Annotated in this window: 22 protein-coding genes; 12 read left to right on the top strand and 10 right to left on the bottom strand. The window is 62.3% G+C overall.

The genetic code is table 11. From position 1 onward, the window contains the following. Nucleotides 1–22: 22 nt before the first annotated feature. Both ACVMDN_RS09820 and ACVMDN_RS09815 read left to right on the top strand, forming a co-directional pair. Entirely contained in the window at nucleotides 23–1,642 is a 1,620-nt protein-coding gene (locus ACVMDN_RS09820) for a GMC family oxidoreductase (RefSeq protein WP_456835285.1), read from the top strand. 7 nt (nucleotides 1,643–1,649) lie between these two features. Beyond that, nucleotides 1,650–2,552: an alpha/beta fold hydrolase gene (locus ACVMDN_RS09815; RefSeq protein WP_456835286.1), complete on the top strand. Its 903-nt coding sequence runs from the start codon at nucleotides 1,650–1,652 to the stop codon at nucleotides 2,550–2,552. A 26-nt stretch (nucleotides 2,553–2,578) separates the two neighbouring features. On the opposite strand, the gene ACVMDN_RS09810 is transcribed toward ACVMDN_RS09815, so the two are convergent. The 6 genes from ACVMDN_RS09810 to ACVMDN_RS09785 all read right to left on the bottom strand — a co-directional run bounded on the left by ACVMDN_RS09810 (nucleotide 2,579) and on the right by ACVMDN_RS09785 (nucleotide 7,557). Then, nucleotides 2,579–2,974, bottom strand: coding sequence for a DUF2721 domain-containing protein (locus ACVMDN_RS09810; protein ID WP_456835287.1), 396 nt, complete (start codon nucleotides 2,972–2,974; stop codon nucleotides 2,579–2,581). Nucleotides 2,975–3,210: 236 nt separating this feature from the next. Next, nucleotides 3,211–4,212 (bottom strand): SphA family protein, encoded by a 1,002-nt coding sequence (locus tag ACVMDN_RS09805; RefSeq protein WP_456835288.1) that lies wholly within the window; start codon nucleotides 4,210–4,212, stop codon nucleotides 3,211–3,213. Nucleotides 4,213–4,422: 210 nt separating this feature from the next. After that, a complete protein-coding gene (locus ACVMDN_RS09800) occupies nucleotides 4,423–5,856 on the bottom strand; it encodes a DUF1254 domain-containing protein (protein WP_456835289.1) in 1,434 nt (477 codons plus the stop codon). Between the two features lie 91 nt (nucleotides 5,857–5,947). Next, nucleotides 5,948–6,289 carry an HdeA/HdeB family chaperone gene (locus tag ACVMDN_RS09795; protein WP_057015680.1) on the bottom strand — a complete coding sequence of 114 codons (342 nt, stop codon included), beginning with the start codon at nucleotides 6,287–6,289 and terminating at the stop codon, nucleotides 5,948–5,950. A 106-nt stretch (nucleotides 6,290–6,395) separates the two neighbouring features. Further along, nucleotides 6,396–7,064 carry a hypothetical protein gene (locus ACVMDN_RS09790; protein ID WP_225163358.1) on the bottom strand — a complete coding sequence of 223 codons (669 nt, stop codon included), beginning with the start codon at nucleotides 7,062–7,064 and terminating at the stop codon, nucleotides 6,396–6,398. Between the two features lie 106 nt (nucleotides 7,065–7,170). Beyond that, on the bottom strand, nucleotides 7,171–7,557 hold the full coding sequence (locus tag ACVMDN_RS09785) for a helix-turn-helix domain-containing protein (RefSeq protein WP_076833065.1): 387 nt from the start codon (nucleotides 7,555–7,557) through the stop codon (nucleotides 7,171–7,173). A gap of 217 nt (nucleotides 7,558–7,774) precedes the next feature. Between ACVMDN_RS09785 and ACVMDN_RS09780 the strand changes: the two genes are divergently transcribed. Together ACVMDN_RS09780 and ACVMDN_RS09775 are read left to right on the top strand one after the other, a co-directional pair. Further along, nucleotides 7,775–8,827, top strand: a complete 1,053-nt coding sequence (locus tag ACVMDN_RS09780) for a helix-turn-helix domain-containing protein (RefSeq protein WP_456835290.1) — start codon at nucleotides 7,775–7,777, stop codon at nucleotides 8,825–8,827. A gap of 62 nt (nucleotides 8,828–8,889) precedes the next feature. Continuing rightward, nucleotides 8,890–9,756 (top strand): hypothetical protein, encoded by an 867-nt coding sequence (locus tag ACVMDN_RS09775; protein WP_456835882.1) that lies wholly within the window; start codon nucleotides 8,890–8,892, stop codon nucleotides 9,754–9,756. A gap of 254 nt (nucleotides 9,757–10,010) precedes the next feature. On the opposite strand, the gene ACVMDN_RS09770 is transcribed toward ACVMDN_RS09775, so the two are convergent. Then, nucleotides 10,011–10,502, bottom strand: coding sequence for a hypothetical protein (locus tag ACVMDN_RS09770; RefSeq protein WP_233475478.1), 492 nt, complete (start codon nucleotides 10,500–10,502; stop codon nucleotides 10,011–10,013). A 14-nt stretch (nucleotides 10,503–10,516) separates the two neighbouring features. Between ACVMDN_RS09770 and ACVMDN_RS09765 the strand changes: the two genes are divergently transcribed. Together ACVMDN_RS09765 and ACVMDN_RS09760 are read left to right on the top strand one after the other, a co-directional pair. Continuing rightward, complete coding sequence (locus tag ACVMDN_RS09765; RefSeq protein WP_076833062.1) at nucleotides 10,517–10,963, top strand: hypothetical protein; 447 nt, start codon at nucleotides 10,517–10,519, stop codon at nucleotides 10,961–10,963. 166 nt (nucleotides 10,964–11,129) lie between these two features. After that, nucleotides 11,130–11,363, top strand: a complete 234-nt coding sequence (locus ACVMDN_RS09760; protein WP_028331701.1) for a hypothetical protein — start codon at nucleotides 11,130–11,132, stop codon at nucleotides 11,361–11,363. A gap of 78 nt (nucleotides 11,364–11,441) precedes the next feature. Here ACVMDN_RS09760 and cax read toward each other — a convergent pair whose 3' ends face one another. Continuing rightward, on the bottom strand, nucleotides 11,442–12,545 hold the full coding sequence (gene cax, locus ACVMDN_RS09755; RefSeq protein ID WP_076833060.1) for a calcium/proton exchanger: 1,104 nt from the start codon (nucleotides 12,543–12,545) through the stop codon (nucleotides 11,442–11,444). A 181-nt stretch (nucleotides 12,546–12,726) separates the two neighbouring features. Here cax and ACVMDN_RS09750 point away from each other — a divergent pair, with 181 nt between their 5' ends. Beyond that, nucleotides 12,727–13,281, top strand: a complete 555-nt coding sequence (locus tag ACVMDN_RS09750) for a Spy/CpxP family protein refolding chaperone (protein WP_233475477.1) — start codon at nucleotides 12,727–12,729, stop codon at nucleotides 13,279–13,281. 98 nt (nucleotides 13,282–13,379) lie between these two features. Here the strand turns inward: ACVMDN_RS09750 and ACVMDN_RS09745 are convergent, their stop codons facing one another. Then, the gene (locus tag ACVMDN_RS09745) at nucleotides 13,380–13,787 is read right to left on the bottom strand and encodes a GFA family protein (protein WP_076833057.1); all 408 of its coding nucleotides are present in this window, start codon (nucleotides 13,785–13,787) and stop codon (nucleotides 13,380–13,382) included. Nucleotides 13,788–14,064: 277 nt separating this feature from the next. Between ACVMDN_RS09745 and ACVMDN_RS09740 the strand changes: the two genes are divergently transcribed. The 4 genes from ACVMDN_RS09740 (at nucleotide 14,065) to ACVMDN_RS09725 (ending at nucleotide 16,746) form a co-directional block, all read left to right on the top strand. Continuing rightward, on the top strand, nucleotides 14,065–14,991 hold the full coding sequence (locus ACVMDN_RS09740) for a metallophosphoesterase family protein (protein WP_456843635.1): 927 nt from the start codon (nucleotides 14,065–14,067) through the stop codon (nucleotides 14,989–14,991). Nucleotides 14,992–15,003: 12 nt separating this feature from the next. After that, a complete protein-coding gene (locus ACVMDN_RS09735) occupies nucleotides 15,004–15,327 on the top strand; it encodes a cupredoxin domain-containing protein (RefSeq protein WP_028331706.1) in 324 nt (107 codons plus the stop codon). 94 nt (nucleotides 15,328–15,421) lie between these two features. Beyond that, nucleotides 15,422–15,979, top strand: a complete 558-nt coding sequence (locus ACVMDN_RS09730; RefSeq protein WP_168856432.1) for a sigma-70 family RNA polymerase sigma factor — start codon at nucleotides 15,422–15,424, stop codon at nucleotides 15,977–15,979. Next, nucleotides 15,976–16,746 (top strand): anti-sigma factor family protein, encoded by a 771-nt coding sequence (locus ACVMDN_RS09725; protein ID WP_168856431.1) that lies wholly within the window; start codon nucleotides 15,976–15,978, stop codon nucleotides 16,744–16,746. Before ACVMDN_RS09730 ends, ACVMDN_RS09725 begins: the two co-directional genes overlap by 4 nt. A 102-nt stretch (nucleotides 16,747–16,848) precedes the next feature. Here the strand turns inward: ACVMDN_RS09725 and hpnO are convergent, their stop codons facing one another. Then, nucleotides 16,849–18,240 (bottom strand): aminobacteriohopanetriol synthase HpnO, encoded by a 1,392-nt coding sequence (gene hpnO, locus ACVMDN_RS09720; protein WP_057015689.1) that lies wholly within the window; start codon nucleotides 18,238–18,240, stop codon nucleotides 16,849–16,851. Nucleotides 18,241–18,342: 102 nt separating this feature from the next. On the opposite strand from hpnO, the gene ACVMDN_RS09715 reads away from it, so the two are divergent. After that, the gene (locus ACVMDN_RS09715; RefSeq protein ID WP_057015690.1) at nucleotides 18,343–18,972 is read left to right on the top strand and encodes a DUF2147 domain-containing protein; all 630 of its coding nucleotides are present in this window, start codon (nucleotides 18,343–18,345) and stop codon (nucleotides 18,970–18,972) included. The last annotated feature ends 84 nt before the right edge of the window (nucleotides 18,973–19,056 follow it).

Genomic DNA, 19,056 nt, shown 5'->3' with positions numbered 1-19,056 from the left:
GACGCTTGCCGGGAACGAGGACATGCCGCGAAGGCTCGAGGGTGATTTCGACTACATTATCGTCGGCGCAGGCACGGCGGGCTGCATCATGGCCAACCGCCTGTCGGCCGATCCGAAGAAGCGCGTGCTGCTGCTGGAAGCCGGCGGCAAGGACAACTGGATCTGGTTTCACATCCCGGTCGGCTATCTCTTCGCGATCGGCAACCCGCGCTCGGACTGGATGTTCAAGACCGAGGCCGAGCCCGGCCTCAACGGCCGCGCGCTCGCCTATCCGCGCGGCAAGGTGATCGGCGGCTCCTCCGCCATCAACGCCATGATCTCGATGCGCGGCCAGGCCGCGGATTACGACCACTGGCGGCAGCTCGGCCTCACCGGCTGGAGCTACAGCGACGTGCTGCCGGCGTTCAGGCGGCTGGAGGATCATTTCCTCGGTGAAAGCGAGCATCATGGTGTCGGCGGCGGCTGGCGCATCGAGGCGCCGCGGCTGTCGTGGCAGATCCTCGACGCGGTCGGCGATGCCGCCGAGGAGATGGGCATCAAGCGCATCCCGGATTTCAACACCGGCAACAACGAGGGCACCAGCTACTTCCACGTCAACCAGAAGCGCGGCCGGCGCTGGTCGTCGGCGCGCGGCTTCCTCAAGCCGGTGCTGAACCGCAGCAATCTCAGGCTCGAAACCGACGTGCTGGTTGACCGCCTGGTGATCGAGAGCGGCCGCGCCGCCGGCGTGCTGTTCCGGCAGGGCAATGAGACGGTGGAGGCGCGCGCCCGGGGTGAAGTGATCCTTTGCGCCGGTTCGATCGGAACCACGCAGGTGCTGCAGCGCTCCGGCATTGGTCCGTCAGAATGGCTGTCGCCGCTCGGCATCGACATCGTGCTCGACGTGCAGGGCATCGGCCATAATCTGCAGGACCATCTGCAGCAGCGCGCGATCTACAAGGTCTCCGGCGTGCGCACGCTGAACGAGACCTATTACAATCTGGTTCGCCGCGGCCTGATGGGCCTCGACTACGCATTTCGCCGCCGCGGGCCGCTGACCATGGCGCCGTCGCAGCTCGGCATCTTCACGCGCTCGGACGTGACGCGCTCGCGCGCCAACATCCAGTTCCACGTGCAGCCGCTGTCGCTCGACAAGTTCGGCGATCCGCTGCACCGCTTCCCCGCGATCACGGTGAGCGCCTGCAATCTGCAGCCGAGCTCGCGCGGCACCGTGCGCATCAAATCGTCCGTTCCCGACGACAAGCCGTCGATCGCGCCGAACTATCTGTCGACCGACGACGACCGCCAGGTCGCGGCCGACGCAATCCGCACCACGCGCAGACTGATGAAGCAAAAGGCGCTGGAGAAATATCATCCCGAGGAATTCCTGCCCGGCCCCTCGGTTGGCGACGACGATGCCTCGCTTGCCAAGGCTGCCGGCGACATCGGCACCACGATCTTCCACCCCGTCGGCACCGCGAAGATGGGAACGGCCAACGATCCGATGGCCGTGGTCGACGAGCGGCTGCGCTTCTACGGCCTGCACGGCCTGCGTATCGCGGATGCCTCCGTGATGCCGACCATCACCTCGGGCAACACCAATACGCCGACGGCGATGATCGCCGAGAAGGCGGCGGCGATGATCCTGCAGGATGCGCGATAGAGCGACGATGAACGCCCCGAAGCGCTTCCTGGTTGGCGATGCCGGTGCACAGGTTGCGGTGGCGCAATGGGGCGAGCCGGCCTCGGACAAGCCGCCGGCGCTGCTGCTGCACGGTACAGGCTTTGTCGCGGAGGTGTGGACCGAGGTCGCAGAGGCGCTGGCGGCCGATTACACGGTCTACGCGCTCGACCGCCGCGGCCATGGCTTGAGCCACAAGCCGCCGGCCGATCGCTATCACTTCCAGGATTTTGCCGAAGACGTCCGCATGGTGGTGGAGCGCCTCGACCTCCATGACATCTACGGCATCGGTCACAGTGCCGGCGCAACCGACCTGCTGCTCGCAGCCAGACTGATGCCCGGTCGCTTCGCGCGCCTGCATGTCACGGAGCCGACCGCGATGGATCCGCGCGCGCCGCGCGCCGGAGACCTCAGCGACATCGCGAACGGCTCGGTGCAGGGCGTGCTGCGCCGCCGGGCCGAGTTCGACAGCGCCGACGATCTGTTCCAGCGGCTGCGCGCCGCGCCGGCCTTCGCACCATGGACCGAACGGTCGCTGTGGGCCTATGTCCATCACGGCTTTGCGCGGCTCGGCGACGGCCGCATGCGGCTGCTTTGTACGCCGGAAATCGAGTCGGCCCTGCTCGGGCCGATCTTCCAGGCCATGGAGCAAATCTACACCGGCGACGCCCGCGGTAATCCGTTCCCCTGGTTCTCCGACATTGCCTGCCCGGTCTGCATCGCGACCACCGAGCAGTCATGGCCAATCTACAAGGAAATGGCCGACCGCGCCGCGGCGCTGATCCCGCATGCGAGCCGCTGGACGTTCGACGGTGTCGGACATTGCGTCGCGCAGGAAGCGCCGGAGTTGATGGTGGCAGCGCTCACGACATTTGCCGCGCGTGCGCGTTAAGGCATGCACGTATCAATGCGTTGCGTCTAGCCGTAGTGATCGAACTCGCTCAGGGCAATTCGGACCTCTCGCGCGAAATCGACCAACGACACGATGAAAGCCACAACGGCAACAATGAAGAGAATGGCAACGCCCCGCTCGTGCTGGATGTGAAGGAACGCACTCACAAAGCCGACGACGATGACAACGCTGATCGAAATGCTTCCCATGATGGACCAGAAGATCGCGCGATTGATCATGGTGGCGCGCCGAGCAAGACGCGGCAGGTCTGCCTTGAGCCGGCATCTCGCCTGATCCTGATCCGAAATTTGGTTCAGGTAAATCGACCTGTCGATGATCCGGTTCAGGCGGGAAATCAGCACCGCGATAAAGGCCGCCAATGCGCCAAGCAGAAATGCGGGCGCGGCCGCTTGAGAAATCACTTGAGAGACTGACTGACCGACGGCGTATCCGGTAACATCGACTCCACTTTCGGGTTGGCGCGGCTGAAACCAATCGGCCGAGGATTGGCAGCGTGGACCCTGCTGACAATCACGACGCCCGCGTATCGAACCGGCGTCGGCTAAAATTGCCGGGCGGCGTCCGAACGGCGGGCATCGACACGGTTGCGGCCCATAGTGGCGTGATCTCGGCACAATCGAAGGCGCCAGCAGCGCTGCTATTTTGTCACGACCCGTCGGGTCGGCGTCACGGTGCTGGTCGGCGCCATCGGAGAGATCGAGAACGTCAACCAGGTATTCCAGCCGGCCGGGCGATTCTCTGCTGCAAATTCTCCATACCCTTTGAGATTCAGATAACCCTGCATGTCGCCTACGGGAAACAGGAAGCCGATCTGCGGACCAACGCCAAGCACGCGGGACCGGAAGCCTCCCAGGACAGGGTGCTGGCCGAAATCGTCGGTGACCTGCTGATAGGCATATCCAACCAGGCCAACGAAAACCTGCTTTGACAGGAATTGGGAGGCGCCCCAATCCAGATGGAAGTCGACCCCGCTCTGGTACTGGGTATCCGGATTCTTGAAATTGTAGGTGAAGCCCGCGACCGCGGAAAATTCGTGGCCCGCCTGCTGGTTGAAGTAGGTGTAGCCGCCGCCGGCATCGATGGCCGCGTGACCGATGCCGAGATTGGCAAGGCTGCTCGGGCTGTATGCTCCGACCGGGATGTCTCCCGTTACATAGCTCATGAAATTGTGCACCCCGGCGTTCCACTTCAGCGTCGCCTGCGGGTAGAGGTCGCCGACCGATGTGATCGAATCGCCGAAGCTGCCGGTGCGGGTTGTCGCCAGCGGACCGACGGCCGCCGTCAGCGTCCCCGCAAGATCCGCGCTCGACCGTCCGAACAGCCCGGTCACGCCGATGGCAAGTTGGCCACCCAGCACCGGCGTTGCGAACGTATAAGTGGGATTGAGAAGGATGAGATCCGCCTGCGCGTTGAGATGCAGGTTTAGGTTGACGTTAGCCGCGGCGGGGATTCTGCCGACCTGGATCTCCCTGGCGGCCGCGGCATTGCCGAATGCACTTACGCTGGTGTGATAGTAGACCTCCGCCATCGACCAGCCAGGGACCTGCGGGGTCGCAGCGAGGCTGCCGAAGCGGCCGGTAAGCCAGTATGAGACGCCGGCCTCGTCGGCACGCGCGGTCTCAGACGAAACTGACGCCATGACCAGTATCATGGCGATGCCGACATCCCTGAGTGTCTTGCCTCGTCCGTTTGGTCGCCGCCTCATCGAAAGACCGCGAAGCCGCATGTCGCGCCCCCTTTGGTGCGGTGCGGAACGACCTGTACGGCTCGCTCAAGCGCACGATTCGCCCGCGCAAATTGTCACATTGATTCATGCCGGCCCGGTTGGAGCCGGCATGAATCCAGTTTCTCAGGCCCCGATCTTCTTGGCGGCCGGAATCGTCCAAGTGCCGTTGATGATCGAAGGGTCGGTTTCCTGCGGCCAATACATCCGCAGCATGAGTATGAAATCTCCCTCGGGCGCAGGAAGCCAGTTCGATTCCTTGTCTTTACCGGGCGAGTCTTTCTGAATATAGAGATCGGTCGAGCCGTCCGGATTTTCCTTCAGATTTTCCCGCGCGCTGATCGAATATCGGTTGAGCGGATTGTTCACAAAGAAGTAGCTGCTGTCGTACATGGTGAGCGACCAGAATCCCTCGACCGGAGGCAAGTGGCCTTTGGGAAACCGCATGACGTATTTGTTCGCACCATTGTACTTGCGGCCATCCGCATCCTTTTGCGAGGTCGGATAGACGGCATCCTGCGGGCGGTTGGCGCCGAGTCCGATCGCGGTTACCAGGGCCCGCATCGGGTAGTCCGTCCCGTAGATGCCGGTTTTCGTCGTGAACGCAAAGCCGTTCTCATCCGTGATGGCCTTGTTGACCTTGAACTGAAGCATGATCCTGTCGAATGACACCTCGGGCACACGCTTCAGGAAGTCCGCCTTCAGCTTGGTCTCGTCAAAGTCCCGCCCGGGTACGATGCCGATGCGGGCAAATTTGGCGAGCTGGGCCGCGTCTGCCGCGTTCGGCGGGTTGCTTTTCATGAGCTCGCATAGCAGCTTGAAATACGACACCGGGTCCATGCGATTGACCTGTTCGCGGACGGCCGTCTTCATGTCGATCGAAGGATCGACCTTTCCTGGAGGCGGTGTGTACGGCTTGCCGTAAGCACTGAGCGGAACGAGCTTGCACTCATCCTGCAGCTTGTGGACGGCGGCGTAGTCCTCCGGCGTTCCGGTGCAATAGATGCGGCCGAGCAGCCACACGATATTGGTGGGCGATTTGTACTCCTTCACGCCGTCCGGCAGCGTGCCCTTCCAGCCGGGCCCGGTGATGGCATAGGTTTGTGCACCGGTGCCGGTGGTGCGCTTTCCGGGCACCTGGAACACCGTCGTCCAGCCATCAAGCATGGGCATCAGGAAATAGCGCCCCTTCATGTCCGGGATGCTGAGGACCCACGGCTCTTTGCCGACGTCGAAGAAGGACGTGGTGTAGAGCGTGTCCGCGTTGGGCGCAGTGACGTCACGGAACGACGCGTCCGGATATTGACGCAGCTTGATGATATGGCCCATCGGCCCCCGCGTGCCCACGGGCTCCGCGACGTTGGTGATGATCCTCCGCGTCATCTCCATCGTCACCAACGGATAGCCGAATATATAGGCGTCGCTCGCGAGCCAGAAGTCCTCCAAGCCCTGACCGACACCCAGGAAAGCTCCCTCCTCGGCGACGGCTGGTCGACCTATCGCCGCTCCGGTGAGCAGACCCATTCCGCCGAGCGCAAGATTGCGACGCGTGATCTCCATTGTTCTCTCCTTTGCAAATCGAATGGTCTTCAAACAATCGTCAGGCTGCTCCGACTGTCGGCCTGCCGTAAAAGGTGTCCGATCCCGCGGGTCAGGGCTGCATCCTGATCCCGAGCGCCGCTCTCATATCCTTGAAGACCGCCGCGATCGCCTCGATGATGAGTTGATCAGGATGCGCCTTGCAATGTTGGATTACTTCGTGCTCGGCCTCGCGGGACTTCTTGATGTCGAGGTAGTGCTTGCGCGCAAGCCCGTTGTACCAACCGCTGTACCAGGCAGTGAGAAGGTCGGCGTCTCCCTGCCATGTTCCGGCGAGTTGCGCGCAGGTCAGCTTCTGAACGTCCAGATAGCCTTCGGCGTTGGCGTAGGCGCTGAGGTCTGTCTGCGCGTGGGCCGACTGAATGCCGGCGACGATCAGCGATGCTGCGATCATAGCGGTTCGTCTCATGATGCTCTCCTGTGAGCTCGCGTGCCCGGCTTAGATCGCGGCCGATCTTCCACCTGTCGGCCCGGCGGCTTCGACGCGACGGTCGCGTTGCTCAGTAACAAGGCGGATAAGGATAGTATCCGCATCGGGGGGCGTAGTACGGATAGGCTGCCGCAGCTCCAAGCGCGGCCGCACCCGCGACTGCAGCGCCGCGGTAGTAAGCACCTCGCCAGGCGGTGCGGCGGGCAACGCCGGCAAAAGACAGCGGCGTGAATGGACGACCGATGATGTCGATAAAGATCGACGCCGGTCCATCAGCCCCCGCAAGGTCGCCTTCGAGCATATCGACATCGAAAGTCAGCCTGTCGCCTTCGAGCTTGGGCGATTTCAAGACGACGACGGCGTCCGCTACCGATGATCCGTCTTTCCTGAACCCGGACACCGTGGCGTTTGGAGGGTCCTTTGCGAAATTGTCACTGCCATTGCCCCAATCCTCGACAATGCGCGATGTGAGATCATGACCGGCTGCCCTCACGGGCCGATCGGCGAACACGATCGCATTCGGTGAAACCCCCGTCAGCACAAGCTTCCCGTCCTTCAAGCTCGCACCGCGCGAGTTGAGGACGAAGAGCGATGGCACGACTTCCGGCTTTGCCTGACCTATCGACTTCTCGAGCGGTACGTGTGGTTTGTTCTCGGGTGCAGTTTGGGAAAGCACCTTATGGGGAGCGGCAATCAATCCGGCGACGCAAAATACCAACAGAGCTGAGCGAAGGGTCATGTTTGTTATTCCTTTAGGGAGCGCTATCTCGGCAATCAGCTTCGCTAAGCATTTCGCGCCAATTCAAATCGCGCGTCTTGCCATTTCGCGCCAATGATCGGAATTGTCATGGCCCAGCGGTGTGGGATCTCTTGCGATGGCCCGCTTGGCCCTGCCGATCGGCAAGTTGCCGCTGCCTGTAAACGATAGGTTGGATTTTCATCAAACGCACGAACCTGCGGCTGAAGCTGCTGGCGTTGCTGTAGCCGACGAATTTCGCGATTTCCGACAGCCGCTTGCTTGAGTCTACGAGCAAGCGGCAAGCGATGTTCAAGCGAACCTCCGCGAGTATGTCGCTGTGGCTGGTGCCCAGGCGACCAAGGTGTCGCTGCAACGTGCGCGAGCTGATCTTGAGGGCGCGAGCGGTGCTATCAAGAGTTGCGTCACCGTGTCGCAGCGACGCGACAATGACTGCGCGGACCGCCTGGGCTGAAGGCAATCGGACAGCTCTCATCGGTTGGTTTGAGGCGTGAAGCCCGTGCTCCTGCAAGAAAAACGACGCTTCAAGATAAAGCAGCTGCGTCCACCGATCTGGCCATCGGCCGCCAAAACTTTCGCGAACCGGAATTCGTCGAACGCGTCGTCGCAGCTGGTTTCGCGATAAAGACAACGCAAGACGAGTTCCGGCCTGCTAAGCTGCGATCGCGGCAAAACTTCTTGGGTAGGTAGTAATGACCGTCATTCCATTGACCCGTTGTCAATTTCTGATCCCGTTCGCTGAGCTCCATTCTGAAATAGGCGGCCCGACGGCAGCACTTCTCGCCAGATTTCAACTCCCGACGTCCTTTGAAGAAAAAGCGGATCATTACGTGCCTTTGCTGCCGGCGGTTCGGTTCGCGACGACCGCTCAGCAAAAGCAGGGCCTATCGGAAATCGCCTTTCGCGCAGCCCAGCGGCTCTCGTTCGAACATTTGAGCGAAGCCATGCGGGCGCGGGTGCGCCATGCGCCAACGCTTCTGGTTGCCCTGCAGCAAATTTGCCGGTGGGCGCCGTGCGAAGATACGATCCTCCAGCTATGGCTCGAGCCAAGCGGCGAGAGCTTGAAGATTTGCAGCAAGCTTACTGGAACGGAGGGCATTTCCCATCTTGAGATATCCCAGTGGCTTCAGAACATATTCGTCCTGCACATCGTCCGTCAGTTCGCCGGGATCAGTTGGTCTCCGAGAGTGATTGCGTTTGAAGCACTCTATACGCCGAGCCCGGAGGTCCAGTCGCATTGGCCGAACACGCGCTTCATGTCGGGTCAAAAGGCGTCATGGATCGAAGTGCCGGCAGAACTCCTCAGTCTTGCAAATCCCGCAAACGACGTTCGGCCGACGCCCGCCGATCACGAGCCGCAGTCATTCGGAAAGGACGTCGTCAGCGCACTGAAGCTAAGCTTGCCCTCCTACCTTGATCAAGGAGGCCTCACGATCATGCAGGCCGCCGAGATGATGGGCGTGAGCACCAGGAGTCTGCAGCGGAGACTTTCGCTCGCTGGTCTGACATATTCGGGTCTGCTTGAGCAGGCTCGCTTCAACAATGCGGCCAAGCTTCTGGGCAGCACAGAAATCAAGATCATCGACGTTGCATTCTCGTCGGGCTATGCCGACCCTGCCCACTTCACGCGGGCTTTCCGCCGGATTTCCGGCTGCACCCCACGGGAGTTTCGGCAAAGGTCGAGCAACGGACAAGCCACGATCGATCGGCCTGCCTCCCGATCCAATGGCAATCGCCGCGCCTAGGGAAGGTTCTCGCCTTGAACGCGCCGCCACGTAACAACGCGGGGCTCCTGGCTCCCGGATCGATCTTGAGCGCGGCATTGTGCGCGCTGCTTATCGCCGTCCCGGTTGCGCAGGCCTTTGCCGCAAACGATGATGGCCTTGCCAATGCTTCGGTGCCGACGATCTATCTCGACCTCAGGACGATCTACGCACAGGTTCCGGCAGGATCGCTCGCGTTCGGCTTTGGCCATCCGACGCTGTTCAATACGCAGACGCTTGCGACATCAGGCGGCGCGGCATTTCCGGTCGGCCTGCCAGCAGCGAAATCTCTCAATATGGATTTTCCGCTGACGGTCGATGTCACCGAGAGCGCCTCGCTTTATGCCGGCGTCTCCGGTAGTTCGACGAGCTTTGGAAGCGCCGGCTTTTCGTCCTTTCAAATCACAAGCTGGAACATCGGCTTCCAGGCCGACCTTTACGAGCAGAACGGTGGAACCTTTCCTACCGTGACGCTGCAGTCGACTATCACAAAGTCGATTCCCGATGGTCCACTGAGCACAACCTCCTTCAACAACATTCTCGAATTTGACTATGCGCTCGATTCCGATGAGACCAGAGGCTTCCTCGGCGGTTTCCAATACACGCAAACCGACGTCGACGGTGCGCTGGGAAGGATCAACCCGAACACGATTGCCTATGTCGGCGGCTACTATCAATGGCCGAACAATTGGAAATTTACCGGCCGCGTGGGCGTGCAATCCTTCGAGGGCGCGCAGCTTCTGAACCTCGCATCCATTCAGCCCTTTGCGCAACCGATCGTGCGGATCGATCTCGACCGCGTGGACGATAATGACAACCGACTGTTTGGCGTCACAGCCGAAATCATGTGGGTGCCGAAACCGGCCTATCAACTGACGTTCAGAACGCCTCTGTATGCCGTCAAGAACTAGCCGGCGCCCCGGCCGCCCGAGCAAGCAAGCACCGAGACCATCCGACGAGGGTGCGAGCGACCCGCCCCCGACCGTGCTCCTACGACAGGTAGTTCTGCCCCGGTCACTTTGACTGCGTCCTCTGCGGCCGTCACCGGGTCGGCCATCGGCGCGCCGGGATGCTGCGCCAATCGGTGCAGTGACACGGCCAAACAGTCATGGCGTCAGCCGTTACCTCAAAAACCGAAGCGCGCTCGCGGCAACCAATCGTCCGGCTATTGTTGATCGTCGATCGGTTTGACCGAGTAGGCCGGCGCGCGCACCGGCTGGATCGTCAGCCGATAGGCGATCAGGTTGGTGCCATCGAAGGCCTCGAGCAAGTAGTCGCAAACGGGACAGCGATACTCACCCTTGGCGCCAGGTTCGGACCATAGCTCCAACCGCCGGAAACCTGCGCCACAGCACGCGCACGTCACATCCGCTTTGCGCACGTTGATCCTCTTGGCTGCGTTCCGCAGGACGTAAAAACACCAGGTGAACTCGGCAATGAAACGATGGCTGTCGCCTGACTGAGGCGAAAAGCAAATGCCATGGAACTCACGTTCGCATTCCAGGCAAGATGCTTCGGCAGCAAAGTACAGATTGTGCCTGGGGTTGATGACAGCTGCCTGACCCTTTTGGAATGCGCGCCCTACTGCATTCCGTTGATCTACGTCAATCTCGCGAGGCGAAATTGTCGCAGTGTCGCCGTTCGCAAATTGTCCCATAGGGAGGACACGCCATGCTTCGTTGCATCCTCGCCGCTCTGGCGGCTCTGGTTCTCGTCGCTGTCTGCCTGATTCCTGATGACGCCTATGCCCGTCGCGGAGGAGGCGGCGGCTTCCGCGGCGGCGGAGGCGGCTTTCACGGCGGCGGGATGCGCGGCGGTGGCATGCATGTAGGCGGCGGAAGAGTTCACGGTGGAGGATATCGCGTTGCCGGCCGTCCAGGTGGCCGACCGATTGCAGGGCGTCCGGGCTATCCCGGTCGACCGATTGCAGGGCGCCCTGGCCGCCCGGTCGCCGGCTATCCCGGCTACGGCAGAGGCTACTATCGGCCGGGCTGGGGTTATGGTGCTGCCGCCGTCGGCGCTGCAGCCGCAGCCGGCGCGTATGGCGCCTATGGCTACTACGGCAACCAAAGCTGCTACTACAATGAATACGGGCAAATGGTCTGCCCGCAGTATTGATCCGGCTGAGCTGCAATGGATGGACGTGCGGTTGCACCGCACCGGCTCGCTGTCGAGCTTCGGTCAGGCATCGGCATGTCCATTTTGAATGGATCGATCGCAAAGAGACGCCATGATCGCCATCGTGGCGGTCCCTTGAATTTTGCTTTTCCAAGGAGACGGCTCGATGGAGTACGACGCCTTCACCGACGCGAGCCTTAAGATGATGTACGAGGCTGTTCGCGGCGCGCTCGAAGCCGACGATGAGTTCGAGGCAAACGGTGAAGATCCAAAATTCCGGGTCCGGTCGACGGCCGAATGGAAGCGGCATGCCAGCAATCTTGAGGCCGAGATTCTGAAACGGGGGCTCCAGATCGACATCATCGACTGGACGCGCGGTCAGAGCGAGCTACCGCTCTAAAGCCATCAGGGGTCCGCGTGAACGCGACGAAGAACACGCGCCCTCGTCCGGATTGGTGCCGGCAACGCTCGCCGTTGATCAAACCGGGCCGTGCGATCCAGGTGGCACCATGTACAGGGTCATGGCGAAAATCACGTAGATGAGCACGAGCAAGGCGCCGATAAACCATGCCGACCGTCCGCTGTTGGTGATGAAGCAGGACGTCACGGAGGCGATCATGACCATCGTCACGGCGCCCGGCCAGAACTGCAAATCCATCGGCTTCGGACCGACGACGTAGCTCAGAAGCACCAGTGCCGGCGCGACAAACAAGGCGATTTGAGACGCGCTGCCGAGCGCAATGCTGACGCTCATATCGAGACGGTTCTTGCGCGCCGCAGAAAACGCGACCGCCATTTCTGCCGCGGCGCCGACCAGCGCGACGATGATGAAACCGACGAACGCCGGGCTCAATCCCAGCGTCTCGCCCGCTTTCTGCACCGAGCTGACGAATATTTCGCTGACCAGCGCAACCAGCACCGTGACGACGAGAAGGGTGCCTAACGCAAGTCCGATCGGCCAGCCGGCGCCGCCGGTTTCGCCATGCTCCTCGCTTGCGAACAGCTCCTTGTGTGTCTTGAGCGAGAACAGCAAGCCGAGCCCATAGGCGCATATCAGCAGCACAGCGAGGCCCGTACTGAGAGCCAGCGCCATGGCCTCGCCGCGCGCCGGATCGAGGTCGGCGACAGCCGAGGGCGCAAGCAGCGCAATCGTCGCCATCAGCAGCAGCGCTGCATACATCCTCCCGCCGGCCCGGTTATATTCCTGAACGTGATGGCGGAGCCCCCCGAGCAGGAACGATGCGCCGAGCATGAAGAGTGAATTGGTGACGATGGCACCAGCGATCGATGCCTTCACCAGCATGTATTCGCCGGCATGCAGCGCAGCGATCGCGATAATCAGCTCGGTCAGATTGCCCAGGGTTGCGTTGAGCAAGCCTCCGATTGCGTCGCCCGTTTTCTCCGCGACGCTTTCCGTCGCGTGGCTGAGAAGGGCAGCCAACGGCACGATGGCCAGCACGGCGAGCACAAACAGGGCGGTGTGGGCGGACGGAGCTGCCGTCTCGACCACCAGCACAATCGGCACGAAGACAAGCATCCAGAATAATGGATTGTGACGAATTTCCTTGAGCAGAAGGTGCATGGGACCGCCCGGTCGGTGGGAGTTGGACAGCAATTTCTGAACACCATGGACCGCCCGCGCTTGATCTAGCTCAACCCGCAAACAGCCGACGTCGCTCGGTATTTTGCGAACGGTCAGAAGAGCGTTCCTGCCTCCGGCTCCCTGCCCCTTTGACCTAGATCAACCGGCAGCCGATCCGGCTATGTTTTCCTTCTCGGGACGTCCAAGAAAAGCAGCTCAGGAGTTTGCAATGACGAGGAACGCAGCCGCCGCAGCGATTGCACTTTTGATGACAACCTCGTCTCTCGCCATCGCAGCGGAGACATCCCCGACTGTCGGCGTTGCGCCACCCAGCGCCGCCGACCTGAAGAGCCTGACCGACATGCGCGTCGGCATCGTCAAGGCCGCCTTGCAGCTGACTCCGGATCAGGAGAAGTACTGGCCGGCCATCGAGGATGCGATCCGCACCAGAGCGAAAAATCGGCAGGCTCGGTTGGAGCGCATTGCCGAATTGCACGAAAACGGACCGATGGACGGAATGCATGAAGGCAATCCGGTCGAATTCATGCAGCGCAGGGCGGATCGGCTGATTCAGCGCGGGACCGACCTCAAGAAGCTCGCCGATGCCTGGGAGCCGCTCTACAAGACATTGAGCGATGATCAGAAGAGAAGGATGGCGTTCGTGTCGTTCGCTGTCATGCGTAGCGTGCGAAATGCGATCGAGCAGCGCGGCGGTCCGGAAGACGAGGACGAGTAAAGCCAAACGGGCGCAGGCGTCCACGTTGCGGGGCGATTCCATGTCGCGGCGCGCATCGCCGCTTCGCCAGAGGCAGCGCCGCGTTCATCAACCGGCGGTCATTCCGGCGGCGGAAAGCGATCGAAGGTCGGCAGCTCGTGTGCATCCTCCATCCAGCGCAGCCGCTCCGCGACCTGGATATGCATCGTGGCCGGCACCGCGTCGGGATCGTCATAGGTGCCGCTCTGGATGTCGATGAACCCGGGCAGCATGTTGCCATTGGTATAGAAAAGTCCGCTGCCGCAGTTCGCGCAGAAGTGCCGCCGGCCATGCTCCGAGGATCGGTAGATCCTGGGCTGCCCCTTGGTCACCTTGACCATGTCCTCGGCAACCATGATCCAGCCAACCATCGGCGCGCCGGCGTGGCGCCGGCAATCGGTGCAGTGGCACAAAGCATGGACGACCGGTTCGCCGGTCACCTCGTAACGGATCTCGCCGCAGTGACAGCCGCCGGTGACGTCCGCCATGTTTTCCTCCGCTGGATCAGTGGTTTGCCGGATCGATAACGCGGCGAGCAGCAATGCTTCAATTGCGCATCTTGCCCTTGCGTCGAGCTGTCGCGCGGTCCCCTGCGCCCACCGATCATGCAGACCGGCGTCGTACCTCACGAAATCGTCATCCCTGCCCTCGGCCCCGCCAAAGCGTCGGGAATAAAGCCCCGGCCCCGCCGATCATCTCCCCGGAAACCCAATCCCTGGGCCCACGGGAGACTTGCCATGAGCGGACACGATCACGACCATCGCGATGAGGAAAAAAGGCGTTAGCCGACGCAAGGTGCTGGAATGCATGACCTGGGCCGGCACCGGCGTGCTGTGGACCGTCACCGGCGGCGTGCCGCATTCGCTCGGCATCGTCGGCTCGGCCGCGGCTGCGGAAGCTGCGCCCGGCATGACCTTCATGCAGATCAGCGACAGTCATGTCGGCTTCGACAAGCCGGCCAACCCGAACGCCATCGGCACGCTGGAAGAGGCCATCAACAAGGTCCGGGCGATGCAGGTCAAGCCGTCCTTCATGATCCACACCGGCGACATCACGCATCTGTCGAAGGCATCCGAATTCGATGACGCCGATCGCATCATCTCGCAGGCCAAGCTCGACGTGCACTACGTGCCGGGCGAGCACGATTTCATCGACGAGGAGGTCAAGCTCTACAAGGAGCGCTACGGCCGCGGCACCAAGGGTCCGGGCTACTATTCGTTCGATGCCGGCGGCGTGCATTTCATCGGCCTCGTCAACGTCGTCGACCTCAAGGGCGGCGGCCTCGGCAATCTCGGCAACGAGCAGCTCGAATGGCTGGAGAACGACCTCAAGGGCCGCTCGAAGTCGACGCCGATCGTGCTGTTCGCTCACATCCCGCTGTGGACGGTCTATCCGCAATGGGGCTGGGGCACCGAGGACGGCGCCCGTGCGCTGGAATACGTCAAGGGCTTCGGCTCGGTCACAGTGCTTAACGGCCACATCCACCAGGTGATGCAGAAGGTCGAGGGCAACGTCACCTTCCACACCGCGCGTTCGACCGCCTTCCCGCAGCCGGCGCCGGGCTCCGCCCCCTCGCCCGGCCCGATGAAGGTGGAGGATGCCAAGCTGCGCAGCATGCTCGGCGTCGCCAGCATCAACTTCAAGCAGAACAGCCAGCCGCTGGCGATCATCGACACGCCGCTGCAAGGCTGAGGGACAAGACCGATGAGTTCGATCAATCGACGCGACTTCGGGATCGCCGTGGTCGCGACCATGCTGCTGCCGGTCACGGCGGCCCGCGCCGAAGATACCGCGGTTCACATCGACAACTTCTCGTTTACCCCGCCCCAGCTCGAGGTGAAGGTCGGCACGACCGTGACCTGGACCAACCGCGACGACATCCCGCACACCGTGGTGTGCGCGGGCAAATTCCGCTCCAAGACCATGGATACCGACGGCACCTTCTCGTTCACCTTCACGGAGCCCGGCGAGTACAAGTATTTCTGCTCGCTGCATCCGCACATGACAGGCAGTGTCAAGGTTGGCTAACGTGACAACCCATACAATCACAACCATGCCCGGCCGGTGGCCCTCCGCCCCCGGCCGGGCACGAGCCGTCTCTCGACATGCCGGGCAGGACACGATGGTTGTCAACGCGTCGCAAGACGATCCCGAAAAGGCGCGGCGCTTCCGCGAGGCCGCGCTGCCGTACCTTGACGACGCCTATACGCTGGCCCGCTATCTGCTGCGCGACGCCGCCGACGCCGAGGATGCGGTGCAGGAATGCTATCTGCGCGCCTACAAGCATTTCGACAGCTACCGCGGACCTGCGATGAAGCCGTGGCTGTTCGCGATCCTGCGCAATGTCTGCCGGGCCGAATATGCAAGGCGCAAGACCGCCCCGACCGCGGTCGAGGAGTTGCCCGAAGGCGGCGAGCAGACCCCGTTGTGGAATGAAGCCCCGGAGACCCCGGAAAAGCAGCTGCTGCGCCGCTTCGACGGCGAGACCGTGCGCAAGCTGGTCGCGGCGCTTGCCGAGCCGTTCCGCGAGACCTTCGTGCTCAGGGAAATCCAGAATCTTTCATACCGCGAGATCGCCGATGTCGCCGCCGTGCCGGTCGGTACCGTGATGTCCCGCCTCGCGCGCGCCCGCGCCATGCTGCGATCGGCCTGGCTTGCGGAACAGGAGCAAGTGAAATGACCTGCGAGGAAGCCGAAGTGCTGATCCACGCGCTGATCGACGGCGAACTCGACGCCGGCCATGCGCGCGAAGTGGAAGCCCATGTCGAGGGGTGCGCGCATTGTGCCGCGCTCATGAAGGAGTATCAGGAGATCCGCCAGGCGATCGCCGAGAGCGATTTGCGCTACAAGGCGCCGCTCGAGCTGCGCCGCAAGATCGAGAAGTCACTGCCGCAACCGCAAGCGCAGGCGGCGCCGACCCGGCGCTCGGTGCTGCGCGGCTTCGCGCTGGGCTCCGCGGTGTCGGCGATGGCAGCGACCGGCCTTGTCGCGATCGTGCTGCGCAACGAAGACGAGCAGCGCATCGAGAACGAGGTGGTGTCGGCGCATCTGCGTTCGCTGCAGGCCGGCCACCTCACCGACGTGATCTCGACGGATCAGCATACGGTCAAGCCCTGGTTCAACGGCAAGCTCGACGTCTCGCCGCCGGTGATCGATCTCACCGCGCAGGGCTTCACGCTGATCGGCGGCCGGCTCGACTACGTCAACGCCCGCGAGATCGGCGCCGTGGTCTACAAGCGGCGCCAGCACGTCATCAACCTGTTCGTGGCGCAGACCGCGAACACCGAACGCAAGGCGGCGAAGATCTCGACACTGCAGGGCTTCAACATCCGCCGCTGGAGCGACCGCGGCCTGAACTACTGGGCGGTCAGCGATCTCGGCGCCGACGAGCTCTCCGAGTTCGGCGACAAGTTCGAGGGCGCAATGCGCGCCAACAAGGAGGGGTGAAATCTTGTAGCCCGGATGCAGCGAAGCGCAATCCGGGAACGGTCTTGCCAGTTGCGAGAATCCCGGATTTCGCTTCGCTCCATCCGGGCTACAGGTTCGAAACTACGCCGACTTGCGCACCGCGTTGTCGACCAGCGTCTTGCCGAGCGACCAGATCGCGCCGGGCACCTTGTGGCTGCCGGCGATCACGTCGTCGAACGACTTCTCGATCCAGGTGCAGTCCTCTTCGGTGATCATGAGCGGCGGCAGCAGCTTGATGGTGTGGAGGCCGTGGCCGGCGACCTGGGTCAGGATCTTGTGATCCTTGAACAGCGGCACCGTGATCAGCTGGCAGAACAGGCCCTTGTTGGCGGTCTCCAGCAGATTCCACGACGCCTTGAGCCGCAGCGATTTCGGCGGACCGAACTCAACGCCGATCATCAGGCCTTTGCCGCGAACTTCCTTCATCAGTTCATAGCCAGGCACCATGCGCGTCAGCGCAAGACGGAGCTCGGCGCCGCGCTTGGCGGCGTTCTCGACGAGCTTCTCGGCCTTGATGACGTCGAGCGTGGCAATGCCGGCGGCCATCGCGAGATCGTTCTTGGCGAAGGTCGAGCCATGCACGACCGCGCGGTCCATCTGGTTGAAGATCTTGTCGAAGATGTTCTTGCGCGTCAGCAGCGCGCCGATCGGCACGTGACCGCCGGACAGCGCCTTCGCCAGCAGCACCATGTCCGGCTCGATGCCCCAATGCTCGATCGCGAGGAATTTTCCGGTGCGGCCGATGCCAGTCTGGATCTCGTCGGCGATGAACAGCGTGCCGTATTTGCGGCACAGCGCCAGCGCGCCGGGCAGGAACTCGTCGGTGGGCATGTTGACTCCCTTGCCCTGGATCGGCTCGACGATGAAGGCGCCGACCTGGCGCGACGACAGCGCCTTCTCCAGCGCTTCGAGATCGTTGAAGGGAATCGGAGTGCAGCCCGGCAGCAGCGGCTCGAATCCGCCGCGGAAATTCGAATCATCCGTCAGCGACAGCGCGCCGTAGGACAGGCCGTGGAACGAATGCCCGCAATAGACGATACCGGGGCGGCCGGTCGCGCCACGCGCGAACTTGATCGCGGCTTCGACGGTTTCGGCGCCGGAATTGGCGAAAAACACCTTGTCCAGGTATGGAACATGTTCCAGAAGACGTTCAGCGAGCACGCCGGCGAGCGTCGAGACATCGAGCTGCACGAGATTGGGCAGATCGGCGTCGAGCACGCTCTTCAGCGCCTGGCGCAGGGCCGGATGATTGCGGCCAATCGCAAAAACGCCAAATCCGCTCAATAGATCAAGGTAACGAGCCCCCTGACGATCGAAGAGGTATTGGCCTTGCCCCTTCTGGAAGCCGACGTCGTAGCCGATGGTCTTGAGAACGCGAACGAGCTGCTCGTTGAGGTGACGCGTGTGCATGGCACCGCGCTGCCCCTCGCGCTCCACAAAAATCTCGGAAACGTCTAAATTGGAACTTACCATTCGTTACATACGTCGGTTGATGGCCATCTCGTCAACTTAAAACGCTCGCTAGCGGCGTTTTGACCCCCGCTCGGATCGTCCAGTTAAGCACAGGTTTGGACCATGTTGCACTGCCCAAGAACTTTCGCGCGTACAATAGCCTTTTCAGGTTTATTTTTGGCCACCGTATTATCACCGGCACTTGCAGCGGACCCGACCGGCGACTGGAAGGTCGCTGACGGTGTCGCCACCATCCGCGTCGCCCAGTGTAATGGCAACATGTGGGGTGCGGTGTCTTGGGAAAAAACCCCAGGCGGCAAGGATAAGAACAATCCTGATCCTGCGAAGCAGAGCAGGCCGACGCTCGGCATGCCGATCCTGATCGACATGAAGAAGAAGGCCGGCGCGGATGCGTGGGAAGGTCAGGTCTACAACGCCAAGGACGGACAGCTCTACAGCTCGACCATCAAGCCCGTCGGCACCGATCAGCTCGAAATCCAGGGCTGCGTGCTCGGCTTCCTGTGCGGCGGCGAGACCTGGACCCGCGTCGGTCCGCCGATTCCGGTGAGCGCCGCCGGCAGCCCGGCGGCGAAGGGCACCCAGCCCAAGTCAACAGCACCGCAGAAAACCACCGGTGCCGTGGCGCCGGCCACCAAGCCGGGGCAAAAGCAGGCCCCGGGCAATGCCAATGCGCAGGCTGACGCCGTGGGCGATATCTGCCTGCTCCCCGACATCGCGCGACCGACGCATTAGCGGAAACCTGCGGGAACACCGTCCGCTGACATCGCGGCTCGGCGGCGCCTGCCGCCAAGCCGGTTCGACAGCGAATCGCCAACG

The sequence above is a fragment of the Bradyrhizobium sp. USDA 4510 genome (assembly GCF_054059095.1).
Note: the sequence above shows the minus strand (reverse complement) of the source record. Positions and strands in the feature narration are given on the sequence as shown.